Raw genomic sequence first — 18440 nt, 5'->3', positions numbered from 1 at the left:
GATTTACCAAATGTAGCGATCCCTCATAGTCGGACACATATTGAATCACCTGCCCAGCGGCAGGCGGCAGTAATGAGGGAGTGGTAATGGCAAGCGTACAGCTGCGGAACGTAACAAAAGCCTGGGGTGACGTGGTGGTATCGAAAGATATCAACCTCGACATCAATGAAGGAGAGTTCGTGGTTTTTGTCGGACCTTCAGGCTGCGGTAAGTCAACGCTGCTGCGAATGATTGCGGGCCTCGAAACCATCACCAGCGGCGAACTGATGATTGGTGAAAAGCGCATGAACGACATTCCACCCGCTGAACGCGGCGTTGGCATGGTGTTTCAGTCGTACGCCCTCTATCCCCACCTCTCTGTCGCGGAAAACATGTCCTTTGGCCTGAAGCTGGCCGGGGCAAAAAAAGACGATATCAACCAGCGCGTCAATCAGGTTTCTGAAACCCTGCAGCTCGCGCACCTGCTGGAAAGACGCCCAAAAGCGCTCTCCGGGGGGCAACGCCAGCGCGTGGCCATTGGCCGAACCCTGGTAGCGGAGCCACGCGTATTCCTGCTGGATGAACCACTTTCAAACCTCGATGCGGCGCTGCGCGTGCAGATGCGTATCGAGATATCCCGTCTGCACAAGCGCCTGGGCCGCACGATGATTTACGTGACCCATGACCAGATTGAGGCGATGACCCTGGCCGACAAAATCGTCGTGCTGGACGCCGGACGCGTCGCGCAGGTCGGGAAACCGTTAGAGCTGTATCACTACCCGGCAAACCGCTTTGTGGCGGGCTTTATCGGGTCGCCAAAAATGAACTTCCTGCCGGTAAAAGTGACCGCGACGGCCATTGATCAGGTGCAGGTGGAATTGCCTAACCGTCAGCATGTCTGGCTGCCGGTAGAAAGCCGCAACGTTCAGGTAGGCGCCAATATGTCTCTTGGCATCCGCCCGGAACACCTGCTGCCGAGCGACATTGCTGATGTCACCCTTGAAGGGGAAGTGCAGGTCGTTGAGCAGTTGGGACATGAGACTCAGATTCACATCCAAATCCCCGCCATTCGTCAGAACCTGGTCTACCGCCAGAATGACGTGGTGTTGGTAAAAGAGGGTGCCACATTCGCTATTGGCCTGCCGCCAGAGCGTTGCCATCTGTTCCGAGAAGATGGCACCGCATGTCGTCGGTTGCATCAAGAGCCCGGCGTTTAAGCATTCCCATAAAAAAGAAAAGCAATGATCTCAGGAGATAGAATGATGATTACTCTGCGCAAACTCCCACTGGCGGTCGCCGTTATTGCAGGCATTGTGTCTGCACAGGCTGGCGCCGTTGATTTCAAGGGTTATGCACGTTCAGGTATTGGCTGGACAGGTAGCGGCGGCGAGCAGCAGTGTTTTAAAGCGACAGGTGCTGGCTCTAAATACCGTCTGGGTAACGAGTGCGAAACTTATGCTGAAGTTGAGTTAGGTCAGCAGGTTTGGCAAGAAGGTGAAAAAAGCTTCTACGTTGACACCATGATTGGTTACGCCACCGACCAGCTGAACGATGACGAGGACACCAACGGTGGTCCGCGCGTGCGCCAGATGAACGTGGTGGGTAAAAACCTGATTGACGCGCTGCCGGGGGCCAACATCTGGGCAGGTAAGCGTTACTACAAACGTCATGACGTGCACATGATCGACTTCTACTACTGGGACGTTTCAGGTCCGGGTGCCGGTCTTGAAGACATCAACCTGGGCTTCGGTAAACTCTCCCTGGCCGCAACCCGTAACGGTGAAGCTGGCGGTTCTCAGGCCTTTATCGACGGCGAAACCCGTAAGAAAAACAAGTCGAATGACATCTTCGATATCCGTTTAGGCCAGATGGAAGTGAACCCAGGCGGTTCTCTGGAAGTCGGTTTTGATTACGGTCGTGCAAATAATACCGATCACTACGATTCAGTCGATCAGAATGCTACCTCCAATGGCTGGCTGGGTACCGTGGAACATACTCAGACCTTCCTTGGCACCAGCCTGAACAAATTTGTGGTGCAGTACGGCACCAATGCGATGGCACAAACCAACGGTACCGGACGTCCTGATACCTCCAAAAACAACGACGGCAAAATGCTGCGCGTGATCGACCACGGTGCTATCGACTTCAACGATACCTGGGGCCTGATGTATGTGGGTATGTACCAGGATATCAACCGCGATGATAGCAACGGCACCAAGTGGTGGACCGTGGGCGTTCGTCCTATGTACAAATGGACGCCAATCATGAGCACCCTGCTGGAAGTTGGCTATGACAACGTGAAGTCTCAGCTGACCGACAAGAGCAACAACCAGTACAAAATTACCCTGGCACAACAGTGGCAGGCGGGGAACAGCATCTGGTCTCGTCCGGCCATCCGCGTCTTCGCGACCTACGCCAAGTGGGATGAGAAGTGGGGTTACTCTTCCGGCAATGTGGGTGATGCCAACTACGTGGCAAATGCCTCATCCGGTACTGCTTTCAGCGATACCAGCGCCCGTACTTTCAGCCGTGGCAACGACAGCGAAGTGACCTTCGGTGCTCAGATGGAAGTCTGGTGGTAAGTTAACCCGCTGTGCGGGTGCATAGCGCCCGCCAGTTTCACATGCCTGACCCGTCTCTTTTTTGCCTGAAGGAGGCGGGTTCGCTTCGAGGATAAAACAATGAAAAAACATCTTCTCGCGCTTTGCCTGCTTCCCGTCCTGGGCTTATCGTCCGTGCCGGCCTCATTTGCCGCCAACGCGGCGATTAACCCGCAAAACGTCTCAACCGCACCGTCTATTCCTGCGGAAAAATTACAGAGCCTGCCGTGGGTCCCGCTGATGCCGCCCGTCAGTCAGGATGTGGTCCTGAGTGCCTCTTCGGCCAGCCTTAACGTAGGTGAACTCTCCGGTAGCGTGGCGGCATTCATACTGCCAGCCGATCAGGGCTCACTGGAAATCACGCTGACCAGCCTGGTAAAAGACTTAAGCGTTTATGCGCCAAACGTCCTGATTCTCGACGGGCAGATGCAGCCTTCTGCTTTCTTCCCGAGCAGTTACTTCCAGTACCAGAAGCCGGGTATGACCTCCGGCAACCGTCTGGAAAACGTCATGAAGCTGACCCCGATGATGGGGCAGAAACAGATCTATATGCTGGTGTACACCACCAAACACGATCTGACTGAGACTACCCGCATGATTAACCCGGCGAAGCTCTACGCCGAAGGGGCAAGCAACGCCATTCCTGACGTTGCCGACCCGGTTGCCCGTCACAGTGGGCAAGGTACGCTGACGGTGCAGGTCAAAACCGAACAGAACAGCGGCAACATCATGATCGGCAAAATCTTCGGTGGTTCCGATGCGAAACCTGTTGTCGTGGGCAACGTAGCGCCGCCAACGGCTTACTCCGCACCGGCTGCCGCTCCAGCGCCAGTGGCCGCGCCTGCTCCGGCACCGGCCGCGAAGAGCGAGCCGATGCTCAATGATACGGAAAGCTATTTTAACCGCGCAATTAAACAGGCTGTGGATAAAGGCGACATCGATAAGGCCCTGAAACTGCTGAATGAAGCCGAGCGTCTGGGTTCCACCTCCGCCCGTAAAACTTTTATCAGCAGTGTAAAAGGCAAGGGGTAACCATCTCCCCACGTTGCTGATGCTTGAAGTATTGGTGCGCTCAGGCGCACCTTTTTTTTCCCCGTCATAATTCGAGCCACAGGGGGGTTGTACTCCCTTACCTAAGATTGCTCTTCTGTTGCTCAATTGTTGCGATATTTGCCGCGGGTGCTGCCATTGTCTGCCCCCACGGGGATGTTCTGCGTTACAATGCCTCCAGGTTATATATCGGAGAGTATTCCCATGTCCGACGCGCTGTCGCCGTTGCGCGCCCTGAATTTCTTTACGGAGGTCCCGCAAGGGCTTAGCTCCGCTTATCTTGACTGGCTCTTGCTGGAAGATTCGATGACGAAACGCTTCGAACAGCACTGCAGCAAAGTCACCGTCCGCATTGTGCGCGAAGGTTTTTTCCCGGCCGGCAGTGATATGCCTGAAGTCGGGCTATTGCCTGCTTCTGAGCGCTACTGGCTGCGGGAAATTATTCTCTGTGGTGATGATGAACCCTGGCTACTTGGGCGCACCGTTGTGCCTGAAACCACGCTAGAGGGTCCCGAGCTGGCCTTGCAAAAGCTTGGCAATACGCCGCTCGGGCGCTACCTGTTTAGCTCATCAACCCTGACGCGCGACTACATCGAAATTGGCCGCAGCGCTGAACTTTGGGGGCGTCGCTCCCGGCTGAGGCTCTCCGGCAAACCGCTGCTGCTGACCGAACTGTTTTTGCCAGCGTCTCCGCTGTACGAAGAGGAAAAATAATGGAGTGGAGTCTTAACCAGGGAAAGCTTCTGGCCTACCACCGGTTGATGCGCACCGATAAGCCAATCGGCGCTCTGCTGTTGCTGTGGCCAACATTGTGGGCGCTTTGGGTTGCAACGCCGGGCCTGCCGTCGCTGATGAACCTGATTGTCTTTATCGCTGGCGTCTGGCTGATGCGCGCCGCAGGCTGCGTCGTGAATGATTATGCCGACCGTAAGTTCGACGGCCACGTTAAGCGCACCGCGCAGCGCCCGTTGCCCAGCGGGGCGGTTTCAGAGAAAGAAGCGAAGATCCTGTTTGTCGTGCTGGTGGGCCTTGCCTTCCTGCTGGTGCTGACGCTCAACACCATGACTATCCTGCTGTCGATAGCAGGGCTGGCGCTGGCATGGGTGTATCCGTTTATGAAGCGCTACACGCATTTGCCTCAGGTGGTGCTGGGGGCGGCTTTCGGCTGGTCGATTCCAATGGCCTTTGCCGCGGCTAGCGAGTCTGTGCCGCTCAGCTGCTGGCTGATGTTCCTGGCGAATATTTGCTGGACCGTGGCGTATGACACACAGTATGCGATGGTCGATCGTGACGATGACCTGAAGATTGGCATTAAGTCGACGGCTATTCTGTTTGGCCGTCACGACAAGCTGATTATCGGCCTGCTGCAAATCGCGACCATGGTGCTGATGGGAGTCGTTGGCTGGCTAAACGGCCTGGGTGGCGCGTTCTACTGGTCAATTTTACTGGCGGGTGGATTGTTTATTCATCAGCAAAAACTCATCGCCAGGCGCGAGCGTGAAGGCTGCTTTAAAGCGTTTATGAACAACAACTACGTGGGCCTGGTACTGTTTATTGGGCTGGTACTGAGCTACCTGCATTTCTGAGTGCTCAGGCAATAAAAAAGGCGGGTCGACGCATAATGCCGACCCGCCTTTTTCGTTTCTATCGAATCAGGAAACAGCGTCCTGGGAGGCTGAGCTCTCGATAGTCAGACGTACATCCGAGGTCACCAGGTCTGCCAGCATCTGGTACACCTTGATGGTTTCGGTCGCGTCTGCATCTCCGGTATCGCTAATGTAGCCCTCATCGCGCAGGGTCAGTACCAGCGAGGTAAAGACGGCTTTATCAAAGAACTCTGGGGCGTTAATGCCGTGCAGAACGGACAGACGCTGCGCCACCGTACGGCTTTCACGCTCCAGCGTCCCGCGGTTGATCGACGGGTTGGCGCTCAGCTGCCAGAAGGTAATGGCATAACGCTGAACCGTCTCGCGCACGCCCGCTGCCAGAAGCTGCAGAGTGCGAGAACGGTTAGGGTTGATCTGCACTTCATCGTCAACAACCATCACCAGCCCCTGACGTTCCATCTCCGCGATCAGCGCATCAATTTCTCTGCCCAGCTCGCTTTTTTCCCAGCGCAGGAACAGCTCGGCCTTCAGCATCGGATAAACGACTTCTATCTGACGAAGCAGCTCGGCACGTGAGATATGGCGATGCTGGGTGATGATGGACGCCATCAGCGACGGCAACACCAGCATATGCATGATGTTGTTGCGGTAATAGGTCATCAGCACGGCCTGCTCGCGCGGCAGAATGATGATGTCACCGATGGTGTCTTTCTCCACCTCGAACTTGTTCATCTGCAGGGCGTGGTCGATCAGCGCATTTGCGGAGACCGTTGGGGCGGTAGCGTCCGGAGAATATGGGACGTTGCGCAGCAGGTTCAGGTAGCAGTCCAGCTGTTCGGTGAGCTGTTCACGGGTCAGTGAGCGCTGGCGTGAGGCAAGCAGCGCGGTACAGCACAGGTTCATGGCGTTGGCCGCCCCTGCGTTGTTGATTCTCACCATCAGGTCGGCGGCGATATTGTTCACCGTCGGCGTTAACCAGGCGGGGCGAATCGCTTCAATCGGATCGATAGAATCTTTCCATTCCGGCACATGCTGGTTCAGGTAGGCCATCAGCGGCAGCGGTTCACCGAAGTTAACGTAGCCCTGACCCAGGTTACGCAGCTTACTCAGGCCGCGAACCATCTGCATGAAGCTCTCTTTTTCTTTTGTCGCACCGCGCAGTTCTTTCGCGTAAGTGCCCACTTCCATTACGTGCTCGTAGCCGATGTAAATCGGCACCAGGGTAATCGGACGGGTGCCGCCGCGCAGCATTGCCTGAATCGTCATCGACAGCGTGCCGGTTTTCGGATCCAGCAGGCGACCGGTACGGGAACGGCCACCCTCGACAAAGTACTCCACGGAATAGCCACGGCTGAACAGCTCGCCGAGGTACTCGCGGAACACCGTAGAGTAAAGCTTGTTGCCCTTGAAGGTACGACGAATAAAGAAGGCGCCCAGGCGGCGGAAAATCGGGCCGGCCGGCCAGAAGTTCAGGTTAATCCCGGCGGCGATATGCGGCGGAACCAGCCCCTGGTGATAAAGCACGTAGGAGAGCAGCAGATAATCCATGTGGCTGCGGTGGCAGGGCACATAGACAATCTCGTGGCCGTCATGGGCAAGCTGGCGCACGCGCTCGGCGTTGTGCACGTTAATGCCCTGATAGAGGCGGTTCCAGGTTAAGCCTAAAACCCGGTCCGTTAAACGTACGGCTTCGTAGGAGAAGTTGGCGGCAATCTCTTCCATCAGCGCGACGGCGTTTTGCTGCGCTTTTTCGTGGGAGATTTTCTTGCTGCGGGCTTCGTCTTCTACCGCGCGGGCAATCGCTTTTGACGCCAGCAGCTTGTTGAAGAGATCCTGGCGAACCGGCAGACGTGGGCCTACTGCGGCCAGGCGCTGGCGGGCAAAGTGGGTACGCGCCACGCGAGCCAGTTTTTGGGCGATAATTTTGTCGGTGCCGTGTTCGGTCGCCATGCGGCGCAGCGAAACCGGCGGAGAGAAACGGACAAAGCTATCGCGACCCAGCCACGAAACCGCAAAGAATTTCTGGACGCCGTTCAGGGTACGTAAAGGCGGATTGATTTCCCCTTTCTCGCGTCCTGGGGAGCGGCCAAACATCACGGAAACCGGCACCATCTGCACATCGAGATCCGGGTTGCTGCGGTGCAGATCCAGATAGTCGTGGAACAGTTTTACCGACTCTTCTTTTGGCGTGTAGTAGGTAAAGACGCGCGGGCCGCCGTGGATAAACACGTAGCGCGGCAGCAGTACGCCGTCAATTTCCAAAGGTTCCAGCGGGTCCGGCAGGTCGTGATCCAGGCATTGGGCACGCAGCGTCAGTAGGTCTGCCTTAGAATTGTAGGGCAGGACGTACATAATCGGGCGTGAGGGATCCAGACCGAGCTCGGTTTGCGGATCGGCCGGGATAGACTTGCTTTTTACCAGAACGCTTAATGGTAAATTCAGTAATTTGTAGTAAATTCTTGGCCAGCCTGACATAGATGATGTAAAGCCTCAGGTTAATAATGCAAATGCGCCGCAAGGATATCAGAAACTCTGGGGAATTTCTGTGGCGCTGCGATTTAGACTCAATGAGCATTGACGCTCAATATTTAAAAAGGTTTCCTTTAATGGCGAATAATACCACCGGCATCACCCGCATTATTAAGGCTGCAGGCTACTCATGGAAGGGACTGCGAGCGGCCTGGATCAACGAAGCTGCATTTCGTCAGGAAGGCGTTGCGGCGGTTATTGCCATCGGCATTGCCTGCTGGCTGGACGTTGATCCTATCACCCGCATTTTACTGATTGGCTCGGTGGTGCTGGTGATGATTGTCGAGATCCTTAACAGCGCCATTGAAGCGCTGGTCGACCGTGTGGGCACCGACTACCACGAGCTTTCAGGGCGAGCCAAAGATATGGGTTCAGCCGCGGTATTGATAGCGATTATTCTTGCGGTTGCGACCTGGGCCACCTTGCTTTGGTCACATTTGCGATAGTCCTTCCAGAATAGTTTAAGTCGCTGGTTTTTTGCTTAATTTGTGGTTTCAAATTCGCCCGGGGCTGTATATACTCACAGCATAACTGTATAAACACCCAGGGGGCGGAATGAAAGCACTAACTACCAGGCAGCAAGAGGTGTTTGATCTCATTCGGGATCATATCAACCAGACCGGCATGCCACCTACGCGCGCCGAAATTGCACAACGTCTGGGGTTCCGTTCTCCAAACGCCGCTGAAGAGCATCTCAAAGCGCTGGCGCGTAAAGGTGCCATCGAGATTGTTTCCGGTGCATCACGCGGCATTCGTTTGCTGGTTGAAGAAGAAAGCGGCCTGCCGCTTGTAGGCCGTGTGGCCGCCGGTGAGCCGCTGCTGGCACAGCAGCACATCGAAGGCCACTACCAGGTTGACCCGTCGCTGTTTAAACCGAATGCCGATTTCCTGCTGCGCGTCAGCGGCATGTCGATGAAAGATATCGGCATCATGGACGGCGATTTGCTTGCGGTTCACAAAACGCAGGACGTGCGTAACGGCCAGGTCGTTGTCGCGCGTATCGACGATGAAGTCACCGTGAAACGCCTGAAAAAGCAGGGTAACACCGTGCATCTGCTGCCTGAAAACAGCGAATTCCAGCCTATTGTGGTCGATCTTCGCGAGCAGAACTTTAGCATTGAAGGTCTGGCCGTCGGGGTGATCCGCAACGGTGAATGGCTGTAACACGTCTTCTGGTGGTGCGGTAAACCTGCTGTACCACCCGCTTTAAACCCCTCTATTTTCCTCTGGATCATTCCCATGCGATTCTTCTCGTCAACGGATGGTGCGCTTTGGCGACTGGCGCTGCCGATGATTTTTTCCAATATTACCGTGCCGCTGCTGGGCCTGGTTGACACCGCCGTCATCGGCCATCTCGACAGCCCGACCTATCTCGGCGGCGTGGCTATCGGCGCTACGGCGACCAGCTTCCTGTTTATGCTGCTGCTGTTTCTGCGTATGAGCACCACCGGATTAACGGCGCAGGCGTTTGGCGCAAACGATCCACAGCGGCTGGCGCGCGCGCTGGTTCAGCCGCTGATGCTGGCGCTGATCGCCGGGCTTGCCATCGTGCTACTGCGTTATCCACTGATCACCCTCGCGCTGCACGTCGTTGGCGGCAACGAAGAGGTGCTGTATCAGGCTCGTCGTTTCCTGGAGATCCGCTGGCTGAGTGCCCCCGCATCGCTGGCTAACCTCGTGCTGTTGGGCTGGCTGCTGGGCGTTCAGTATGCGCGGGCACCGGTGATCCTGCTGGTGGTGGGAAACCTTATCAATATCGTGCTCGATCTTTGGCTGGTGATGGGGCTGCACATGAACGTGCAGGGGGCGGCGCTGGCGACGGCGGTGTCTGAATACGCCACGTTTTTCATCGGCCTGCTGATGGTGCACAACGTCCTGAAGCTGCGCGGCATTAGCTGGGCACGCCTTAAAACGGCCTGGCAGGGGGATCTACGCAAGCTGCTGGCACTGAACCGCGACATCATGCTGCGTTCGCTGCTGCTGCAAATTTGCTTTGCCTCCATCACCATCTTCGGCGCACGCCTCGGCAGCGAAATTGTGGCGGTGAACGCCGTGCTGATGACGCTGCTGACCTTCACCGCCTATGCGCTGGACGGCTTCGCTTATGCGGTGGAAGCTCATTCTGGCCAGGCCTACGGCGCACGTAACCGTGGGCAACTGCTGGAGGTTTGGGGCGCAGCGTGCAGGCAGGCCGGGTTGGTCGCGGTGGCGTTTGCCGCTCTCTATGCCGTTGCCGGAGAACACATCGTCGCGCTGCTGACATCCTTGCCGGAGCTGCGTCAGCAGGCCGACCGCTACCTTGCCTGGCAGGTGATATTGCCGATGGTGGGCGTCTGGTGCTACCTGCTGGACGGGATGTTTATTGGTGCCACGCGCGGGGCCGAGATGCGAAACAGCATGGCGGTTGCCGCCCTGGGCTTTGGCGTGACGCTGCTTACGCTGCCGCTGTTTGGCAACCACGCTTTATGGCTGTCGCTGGCGGTATTTTTGGCTTTGCGCGGCCTGTCGCTCGGTTATATCTGGCGGCGCCACTGGCGCAATAACACCTGGTTTGCCGCGCAAGGCGACCATTGATCGCGTTTTCTGATCCTCGTTAACTTCTCATCTATCATGCTGATTTCCCGCTTTTAAGGCGGGGAGTCCGCGTGCCGCTGATTTTGAAAATGGTTAAAGATTCTGAGTTTTATATGTAACCCGAAATCCTTGACTACAATTATTTCTACATCCAGCAGATATTGGATGTTTTCCAGAAATTCAGCATCCGACAATGAGGATGCAAAACCCTAAACCGAACGATGAGGAGATGACAATGAATAAGGACGAAATCGGCGGTAACTGGAAGCAGTTCAAAGGTACGGTCAAAGAAAAATGGGGTAAGCTGACCGATGACGACATGACCGTCATTGAAGGGAAGCGTGACCAACTGGTGGGTAAAATCCAGGAACGTTATGGTTACGCCAAAGACCAGGCAGAGAAAGAGGTTAAGGACTGGGAGTCCAGGAACGAATACCGCTGGTAACCTGGCGGCCCCTCAAATGTGCTAATCCGTAAAACCAATCCTGCCCGGGTACAAGGATGTACCTACCCTTCTTAACGCTTTTTCTTCGGCTGTATCGTATGGTCGTGATTGCAGGCGCCGTGGTGGCGACAGGCTTCAACTTCCGAACAGTCTGAACACAGCCCGTGGGCTTCAATCACGTTGTGGCGCAGGGCAAAACCCATTTTTGACGCCAGCTTCTGCATAATATCTTCCACACCTTCAGCCGCCTGTTCTTTGACGGCACCGCATCTGTCGCAAATAAACATTGCGGAAGAGTGGGTGGGGTGGTCGATAAAATTGCACAGCACATAGCTGTTGTTTGATTCCACGCGATGCACAAAACCCTGCTCCAGCAGGAAGTCCAGCGCACGGTAAACGGTGGGCGGCTTTGCCTGTGGCTCGCTGACGCGCAGGAGATCCAGCAGGTCGTAGGCGCTGATGGCGCCAGTTTGCTCGGACATAAGGCGCAGCACCTCGAGACGCTGCGGCGTCAGGCGTACATTGCGTTGCAGACACAGCTTTTCAGCCTGTGCTAACACGTTTTGCGAAGTCGTGGTGTCCATCTGCCTCTCCCGGTCATTGACTCAATACTTTACCATAATGCGGATAAAACGCCGAATCCTGGTACATAATGACCCTATCTACCCAGGAGGAAGTAATGCAAAAACCCGATTGTATTCGCCACTGGCGCGAGCTGGAAGGCAGGGATAATTCAACCTACCCGGACAGCCCGGAGCTGTTTTCTATTGGTGCCCCGCTGGCCCGCAGTTTTGGCTTATCCCGTCTTGGTATTCACCACGAACGCATTCCGCCTGGGCGCAGAACCTCTTATCCCCACGCTGAGAGCAGCGAAGAAGAGTTTGCCTATGTGCTCGAAGGGCACCCGGAAGTGTGGATCAATGGCCACCTTTGGCAGCTTGAACCCGGCGATAGCGTAGGTTTTCCTGCCGGAACAGGCATTTGCCATACCTTTATCAATAATACCGAGCAGGACGTTCGGCTATTGGTCGTTGGGGAAGCGAATAAAGCCGAAAATAAAATTTATTATCCGCTAAATCAGTCTTACGCCATGCAGCGTAAGGATCGCTGGATAGATCATCCCCCGCAATTCTTTGGCCCGCATAACGGTCTGCCTTCACGAAAGCCAAAGGGTAAACTATAAATTAATTAGCAAGGAAACGATGAGACGCTAACCCTATGGATATATTTGGGTTCCCGATGGTTCAAATATCCATCTTTTTATCGCGCTATTCACAGCAATAGTCTGCCTCTGTTCAGTCATAACTGTCAGGGGCGAATTACTTCATCTGACAATCAGACAGGCGTGCTGTGAATGAATAAAATAAAATCTTCGGTGGCGACACTCGCCGCAACGTTATTTATTGCCCATCAGGCCGGGGCGGCAGGAACCTGGTCCGAGGCGCGTAACGATGCGATGGGGGGAACAGGCGTAGCTTCTGCTAATTATGGCAGCGGCGTATTAATCAACCCGGCGCTATTAGCGCGCTCCCAGCCAGATGACAATATTACCGTTATTCTGCCGACGGTTGGCGCACAAATAACGGATAAAGATAACCTCCAGGACCGCATAGATGATATCAACGATAAAGTTGATAACTATAAACAATCCATTGGATCGCTAACGCCGCGAGATATTCTTTTAAATCCGAACGGTACGTTAAATCAGTTCCGTAGCGCGGCCGGGGATTTAGCCGGGGAGCTTGAAGATTTACGAGGTGAAACGGCGCATGCCAAAGCCGCGGCGGGTATTGCGGTGAGTATTCCAAATGACACACTCTCAGTGGCTTTTGTCACCAGGGCTTATGCTCGTGCGAAGGTCAGCTCCTCAATCGATCAAAATGATATCGATTATCTGCACAGCATCCAGAATTCCAGCCTGGTGGCGGGCAGCGTAGCGATTGATGCGGCGCTAAACGGCTCAGACCGTATCACCCGTAACTTGAACTCCACCGCATCCGGGCGTGCGGCTATCGTTTCTGATTACGGCATTGCGCTGGCCCACAAGTTTGACGTCGGGGGCGTGCCGGTCTCCGTTGGCGTCACGCCAAAGCTGCAGAAAACCTGGCTTTATAACTACACCACCTCCATTTACGACTACCGCAGCGGAGACTGGAAAAACAGCCAGTACCGTAACGATGACACCGGATTTAACCTCGATGCCGGCGTTGCGGCGGATCTGGGTGAAAACTGGACCGTCGGCCTGAGCGGCCAGAACCTGGTTTCCCGTGATATCGACACCAAAGATATCCGCATCACTAACGGGCGCACCGGTGAGGTCCGCAACTACAAAGATACTTATCAAATCAGTCCGCTGGTTACCGCTGGCGTGGCCTGGCACAACGAGCTGGTGACGCTGAGCGCCGATGGGGATTTGACCGAAACGAAAGGCTTCAAAAGCGAGGCTAATTCCCAGTACGTTGGCGTAGGTGCCGAAGTGAGGCCACTGTCATGGCTGGCGCTGCGTGCCGGTTACCGCGCCGATGTGAAAAATAACGACAGCAACGTCTTTACCGGCGGCGTGGGCTTCGCGGCGGGTAAACATGTGAATGTCGATTTGATGGGATTGTATGGCCAGGATCAGACCTGGGGCGCTGGTGCACAGCTGAGCGTAGCCTTCTGAGGCTGAATGCCGGGGCAGCCTGATGCCCCGGCGCAGCTTTATGCTATAGTAGCGACCCTTTTTTAATCGTAGCCTGCGTAAACGTATGTCCTCACAAAGCAACCAGACTCCTTTCCAGCCGCACCGCTTCTCCATTGCACCGATGCTCGACTGGACCGACCGCCACTGTCGTTATTTCCTGCGTCAGCTGTCTCGCCACACGCTGTTGTACACCGAAATGGTGACCACCGGGGCGATCATTCACGGCAAAGGGGACTATCTGGCCTATAGCGAAGATGAGCATCCGATTGCGCTGCAGCTGGGCGGAAGTGACCCGCAGGCGCTGGCACATTGCGCGAAGCTTGCCGAAGCGCGCGGTTACGATGAAATCAATCTTAACGTTGGCTGTCCTTCCGATCGTGTGCAGAACGGGCGCTTTGGTGCCTGCCTGATGGGCGAAGCACAGCTGGTTGCCGACTGCATTAAAGCGATGCGCGACGTGGTTTCTATTCCGGTGACGGTGAAAACCCGCATCGGCATTGATGACCAGGACAGCTACGAATTTCTCTGCGATTTCATCGGCACGGTGGCAGGTAAGGGCGAATGCGAGATGTTCATCATCCACGCGCGTAAAGCCTGGCTTTCTGGCCTGAGCCCGAAAGAAAACCGTGAAATCCCGCCGCTGGATTACCCGCGGGTATATCAACTCAAGCGCGATTTCCCGCATCTGACGATGGCCATTAACGGCGGTATCAAAACGCTGGAAGAAGCCAAAACGCATCTTCAGCATCTGGACGGCGTGATGGTCGGGCGTGAGGCTTATCAAAACCCAGGCCTGCTGACCACGGTCGATCGTGAGATTTTCGGGGCTGATGTGGTGGACAGCGACTCTGTCGCCGTAGTGCGTGCGATGTACCCGTACATTGAACGCGAGCTGGCGAACGGGACTTATCTGGGCCATGTCACTCGCCATATGCTCGGCCTGTTCCAGGGCATTCCTGGGGCGCGACAGTGGCGTCGCTACTTAAGTGAGAACGCCCATAAAGCCGGGGCAGGCATTGACGTGGTTGAACATGCGCTGTCTTTGGTGGCCGATAAACGCCAGCTTTAGCCGTAAAGCCGCCGGGATAATTTAGGTATTGAGGAGCAGATCACAAGCCTGAACTTAAACCCGGCAGCGTCATTTCATTTACTTATTAAATCTGCGAATATCCTTTGGCAGTAACAAGAATTCATCGCGCTGTACCCTACATACGGCACGAACAAAAAAAGAAAGGGCTTCCTACGGGAAGCCCTAATTCTTTCCGGAATTTCAATCAGTTATGGGATCAACAAACTTGAACCCTGCGTCGCCCGGCTTTCCAGCGTCTTATGGGCGAGCACCGCGTCCTTAAGCGCAAACTTCTGGTTCTCTTCAACATCCACCTTTATTGCGCCGCTGGCGATCAGCGAAAACAGCTCGTTGCAGGCCTCATCGAACTCCGCTCGGGTGGTGAGATAGCCATTAAGAGAAGGGCGCGTCACATAAAGCGAACCTTTCTGGTTCAGAATGCCCAGGTTCACGCCGGTCACCGGCCCGGAAGAGTTGCCAAAGCTCACCATCAGCCCACGGCGCTGCAGGCAATCGAGCGAAGCTTCCCAGGTCTCTTTCCCTACCGAGTCATAAACCACCGCAACTTTCTTGCCGCCGGTTAGCTCTTTGACGCGCTCAGAGATGTTTTCATGCTGATAGTTAATGGTCTGCCAGGCGCCAGCCTGCTGGGCGCGATCGGCTTTTTGTGCCGAGCCCACGGTGCCAATCAGTTTTGCTCCAAGCGCTTTCGCCCACTGGCAGGCGATCAAGCCCACACCACCGGCCGCCGCATGGAACAGGAAAATTTCATTCGCTTTGACTTCGTAGGTTTTACGCAGCAGGTAAAACACGGTCAGCCCTTTCAGGAACGAGGCCGCGGCCTGCTCGAAGGAGATTGCGTCCGGGAGTTTTGCGACCTTATCGGCTGGCGCATTGTGTACGCTGCTGTAAGCGCCGAGACCGGATTGCGCGTAAACAACGCGATCGCCCACTTTCAGGTGAGTGACGCCGCTGCCGACCTTGCTGATAACGCCGGCGGCTTCGGTGCCCAGCCCGCTCGGTAGCGCCGGAGGCGGGTAGAGCCCGCTGCGGATATAGGTATCAATGTAGTTAATACCAATAGCCTTGTTCTCAACCTGAACTTCGTTTTCTGCCGGATCTTTCGGCGTAAACTCAACGGCTTTCAGTACTTCTGGCCCGCCGTGTTGGCTAAATTCGATGCGCGTTGCCATGGAAACTCCTTGTGTCGAAGAGTGACAAGAATGGTTATACTTCCCGGTCTCTCACTATGAATTTGGTAGCTCCCTCACTATGGCAGGAAATAAACCCTTCAACAAACCGAAAGAACCCCGCGACCGTCAGGTAGAAGGGCTGAAGATGCCGCCGCACTCGCTCGAGGCGGAGCAGTCGGTGTTGGGCGGTTTAATGCTGGATAACGAACGCTGGGACAACGTCGCCGAGCGCGTGGTTGCTAACGACTTCTTCAGCCGTCCGCACCGCATGATCTTCACCGAAATGCAGCGTCTGCTCGAAATGAGCAAACCCATCGACCTGATTACGCTTTCAGAATCTCTGGAACTTCAGGGGCAGCTCGAGAGCGTCGGTGGTTTTGCTTATCTCGCAGAGCTTTCTAAAAACACGCCAAGTGCGGCGAACATCAGCGCTTATGCCGATATCGTGCGCGAACGTGCAGTTGTGCGTGAAATGATTGCTGTTGCCAATGAAATCGCCGATGCCGGCTACGACCCGCAGGGACGTAACAGTGAAGATTTGCTGGATCTCGCCGAGTCCCGCGTCTTCCAGATTGCGGAAAACCGTGCCAACAAAGACGAAGGTCCGAAAAGTATCGACCAGATTCTTGAAGCCACGGTGTCGCGTATTGAGTCCCTCTACCAGACGCCGCACGACGGCGTCACGGGCGTGGATACCGGTTACCAGGATCTGAACAAGAAGACCGCTGGCCTCCAGCGCTCCGACCTGATAATCGTGGCGGCTCGTCCGTCGATGGGTAAAACCACCTTTGCGATGAACCTGTGTGAAAACGCCGCCATGACGCAGGACAAACCGGTGCTGATCTTCAGCCTTGAGATGCCCGGCGAGCAGATCATGATGCGTATACTGGCCTCCATGTCTCGCGTCGATCAGACTAAAATTCGTACCGGCCAGCTGGACGACGAGGACTGGGCGCGTATCTCCAGTACCATGGGTATCCTGCTGGAGAAGCGCAACATGTATATTGACGACTCCTCCGGCCTGACGCCGACCGAAGTTCGCTCCCGCGCCCGCCGTATTTATCGCGAGCATGAAGGCCTGAGCCTTATCATGATCGACTACCTGCAGCTTATGCGGGTGCCGTCCCTGTCCGACAACCGTACGCTTGAAATCGCCGAGATTTCTCGCTCGCTCAAGGCGCTGGCGAAAGAACTTCAGGTACCAGTTGTGGCGCTGTCGCAGCTTAACCGCTCCCTGGAGCAACGTGCTGAAAAACGCCCGGTTAACTCCGACCTGCGTGAATCCGGCTCCATCGAGCAGGATGCCGACTTGATCATGTTTATTTACCGCGACGAGGTTTACCACGAGAACAGCGACCTGAAAGGTATCGCGGAAATCATTATCGGTAAGCAGCGTAACGGCCCCATTGGCACCGTGCGCCTGACCTTTAACGGCCAGTGGTCGCGCTTTGACAACTACACCGGGCCGCAGTACGACGAAGAATAAAAATCCTCGTCATCCTTCAAGCCGCCCTGCTGTGACCTGAATGATTAAGAGGATTGGCACAATTTAATCCAAACATTGAGCAAGGAACGAACATGCAAGCGGCAACCGTCGTGATTAACCGCCGCGCTCTGCGACACAATCTGCAACGCCTGCGCGAACTGGCCCCGAACAGTCGCATGGTGGCAGTCGTGAAAGCAAACGCCTATGGGCATGGTCTGCTGGAGACCGCCCGCACCTTAGAAAACGCCGATGCGTTTGGCGTGGCCCGACTCGAAGAGGCCCTGCGCCTGCGAGAGGGCGGTATCACCAAGCCGCTTCTGCTGCTGGAAGGGTTCTTCAATGCTGAAGACCTGCCCGTTATTGCCACTCAGAATCTTCAAACGGCAATCCACAGCATCCAACAGCTGGAAGCGCTTGAGCAGGCCGAACTGAGCCAGCCTGTTACCGTCTGGATGAAGCTGGACACCGGGATGCATCGCCTCGGCGTGCGTCCGGAAGACGCAGAAGCGTTCTATCAGCGCCTGGCTGCCTGCAAAAACGTGAGCCAGCCGGTGAACGTGGTGAGCCACTTTGCGCGTGCCGATGAGCGGGAATCCGACGCCACGCCGCGTCAGCTCGATATCTTCAATTCCTTTACCGCAGGCAAGCCGGGGCAGCGTTCCATTGCCGCCTCGGGCGGTATTCTTCTGTGGCCTGATTCGCACATGGACTGGGTTCGTCCGGGCATCATTCTGTACGGCGTTTCTCCGCTGGAGCAAAAGCCGTGGGGCGAGGATTTTGGCTTCCAGCCCGTCATGTCCCTGACCTCAAGCCTGATAGCGGTTCGCGGTCATAAAGCCGGTGAGCCGGTCGGCTACGGCGGCACCTGGATTGCCGGGCGTGACACCTGCCTCGGCGTGGTGGCGATGGGCTACGGCGACGGTTATCCGCGCAGCGCGCCGTCGGGGACGCCGGTGCTGGTCAATGGCCGGGAAGTACCGATTGTTGGACGCGTCGCCATGGACATGATTTGCGTCGATTTGGGGCCTGATGCCGCTGAAAAACCGGGCGATAGCGCGGTACTTTGGGGAGACGGGCTGCCGGTCGAGCGCATTGCTGAATACTCAAATGTAAGTGCTTACGAACTTATCACTCGCCTGACTTCAAGGGTGACCATGAAGTATCTGGACTGAGTGTCCTCGCCTGGTTTACAGTGGAAATCCGCGAACTGTAAACCAGGAGAACC

17 protein-coding genes are annotated in these 18440 nt (G+C 55.7%); 14 read left to right on the top strand and 3 right to left on the bottom strand.

The window, feature by feature from the left end; translation table 11 throughout:
* The first annotated feature begins 86 nt into the window (after window positions 1-86).
* The 5 genes from malK (at window position 87) to ubiA (ending at window position 5215) form a co-directional block, all read left to right on the top strand.
* Entirely contained in the window at window positions 87-1196 is a 1110-nt protein-coding gene (malK, locus tag JT31_RS10810) for a maltose/maltodextrin ABC transporter ATP-binding protein MalK (RefSeq protein WP_038476710.1), read from the top strand.
* 42 nt (window positions 1197-1238) lie between these two features.
* The gene (locus tag JT31_RS10805) at window positions 1239-2561 is read left to right on the top strand and encodes a maltoporin (RefSeq protein ID WP_038476708.1); all 1323 of its coding nucleotides are present in this window, start codon (window positions 1239-1241) and stop codon (window positions 2559-2561) included.
* Window positions 2562-2660: 99 nt separating this feature from the next.
* On the top strand, window positions 2661-3611 hold the full coding sequence (malM, locus tag JT31_RS10800) for a maltose operon protein MalM (RefSeq protein WP_038476706.1): 951 nt from the start codon (window positions 2661-2663) through the stop codon (window positions 3609-3611).
* Between the two features lie 222 nt (window positions 3612-3833).
* On the top strand, window positions 3834-4343 hold the full coding sequence (gene ubiC / locus JT31_RS10795) for a chorismate lyase (protein ID WP_038476704.1): 510 nt from the start codon (window positions 3834-3836) through the stop codon (window positions 4341-4343).
* Complete coding sequence (ubiA, locus tag JT31_RS10790) at window positions 4343-5215, top strand: 4-hydroxybenzoate octaprenyltransferase (protein WP_038476703.1); 873 nt, start codon at window positions 4343-4345, stop codon at window positions 5213-5215. Before ubiC ends, ubiA begins: the two co-directional genes overlap by 1 nt.
* A gap of 66 nt (window positions 5216-5281) precedes the next feature.
* On the opposite strand, the gene plsB is transcribed toward ubiA, so the two are convergent.
* A complete protein-coding gene (gene plsB, locus JT31_RS10785) occupies window positions 5282-7711 on the bottom strand; it encodes a glycerol-3-phosphate 1-O-acyltransferase PlsB (protein WP_038476701.1) in 2430 nt (809 codons plus the stop codon).
* A gap of 131 nt (window positions 7712-7842) precedes the next feature.
* Between plsB and JT31_RS10780 the strand changes: the two genes are divergently transcribed.
* The 4 genes from JT31_RS10780 (at window position 7843) to JT31_RS10765 (ending at window position 10784) form a co-directional block, all read left to right on the top strand.
* On the top strand, window positions 7843-8211 hold the full coding sequence (locus tag JT31_RS10780) for a diacylglycerol kinase (RefSeq protein WP_038483017.1): 369 nt from the start codon (window positions 7843-7845) through the stop codon (window positions 8209-8211).
* Between the two features lie 109 nt (window positions 8212-8320).
* Entirely contained in the window at window positions 8321-8929 is a 609-nt protein-coding gene (gene lexA / locus JT31_RS10775; RefSeq protein ID WP_038476699.1) for a transcriptional repressor LexA, read from the top strand.
* Window positions 8930-9004: 75 nt separating this feature from the next.
* Window positions 9005-10339, top strand: a complete 1335-nt coding sequence (dinF, locus tag JT31_RS10770) for an MATE family efflux transporter DinF (protein WP_038476697.1) — start codon at window positions 9005-9007, stop codon at window positions 10337-10339.
* A gap of 235 nt (window positions 10340-10574) precedes the next feature.
* Window positions 10575-10784: a CsbD family protein gene (locus tag JT31_RS10765; protein WP_038476694.1), complete on the top strand. Its 210-nt coding sequence runs from the start codon at window positions 10575-10577 to the stop codon at window positions 10782-10784.
* Window positions 10785-10855: 71 nt separating this feature from the next.
* On the opposite strand, the gene zur is transcribed toward JT31_RS10765, so the two are convergent.
* On the bottom strand, window positions 10856-11368 hold the full coding sequence (gene zur, locus JT31_RS10760) for a zinc uptake transcriptional repressor Zur (protein WP_038476691.1): 513 nt from the start codon (window positions 11366-11368) through the stop codon (window positions 10856-10858).
* A 95-nt stretch (window positions 11369-11463) separates the two neighbouring features.
* Here zur and JT31_RS10755 point away from each other — a divergent pair, with 95 nt between their 5' ends.
* The 3 genes from JT31_RS10755 to dusA all read left to right on the top strand — a co-directional run bounded on the left by JT31_RS10755 (window position 11464) and on the right by dusA (window position 14536).
* Window positions 11464-11967, top strand: a complete 504-nt coding sequence (locus tag JT31_RS10755) for a cupin domain-containing protein (RefSeq protein WP_038476688.1) — start codon at window positions 11464-11466, stop codon at window positions 11965-11967.
* A 171-nt stretch (window positions 11968-12138) separates the two neighbouring features.
* Window positions 12139-13446 (top strand): conjugal transfer protein TraF, encoded by a 1308-nt coding sequence (locus tag JT31_RS10750; protein WP_038476685.1) that lies wholly within the window; start codon window positions 12139-12141, stop codon window positions 13444-13446.
* 85 nt (window positions 13447-13531) lie between these two features.
* The gene (dusA, locus tag JT31_RS10745) at window positions 13532-14536 is read left to right on the top strand and encodes a tRNA dihydrouridine(20/20a) synthase DusA (protein WP_038476682.1); all 1005 of its coding nucleotides are present in this window, start codon (window positions 13532-13534) and stop codon (window positions 14534-14536) included.
* A 209-nt stretch (window positions 14537-14745) separates the two neighbouring features.
* Here dusA and JT31_RS10740 read toward each other — a convergent pair whose 3' ends face one another.
* Window positions 14746-15729, bottom strand: coding sequence for a quinone oxidoreductase (locus tag JT31_RS10740; protein WP_038476679.1), 984 nt, complete (start codon window positions 15727-15729; stop codon window positions 14746-14748).
* Window positions 15730-15808: 79 nt separating this feature from the next.
* Between JT31_RS10740 and dnaB the strand changes: the two genes are divergently transcribed.
* Both dnaB and alr read left to right on the top strand, forming a co-directional pair.
* Window positions 15809-17215, top strand: a complete 1407-nt coding sequence (gene dnaB, locus JT31_RS10735; RefSeq protein WP_038476676.1) for a replicative DNA helicase — start codon at window positions 15809-15811, stop codon at window positions 17213-17215.
* Between the two features lie 92 nt (window positions 17216-17307).
* Window positions 17308-18387 (top strand): alanine racemase, encoded by a 1080-nt coding sequence (gene alr / locus JT31_RS10730; protein WP_038476673.1) that lies wholly within the window; start codon window positions 17308-17310, stop codon window positions 18385-18387.
* Window positions 18388-18440: the final 53 nt, after the last annotated feature.

The organism is Cedecea neteri (assembly GCF_000757825.1).
Taxonomy (GTDB): domain Bacteria; phylum Pseudomonadota; class Gammaproteobacteria; order Enterobacterales; family Enterobacteriaceae; genus Cedecea; species Cedecea selenatireducens.
This window is presented reverse-complemented; position numbering and strand designations above follow the sequence as displayed.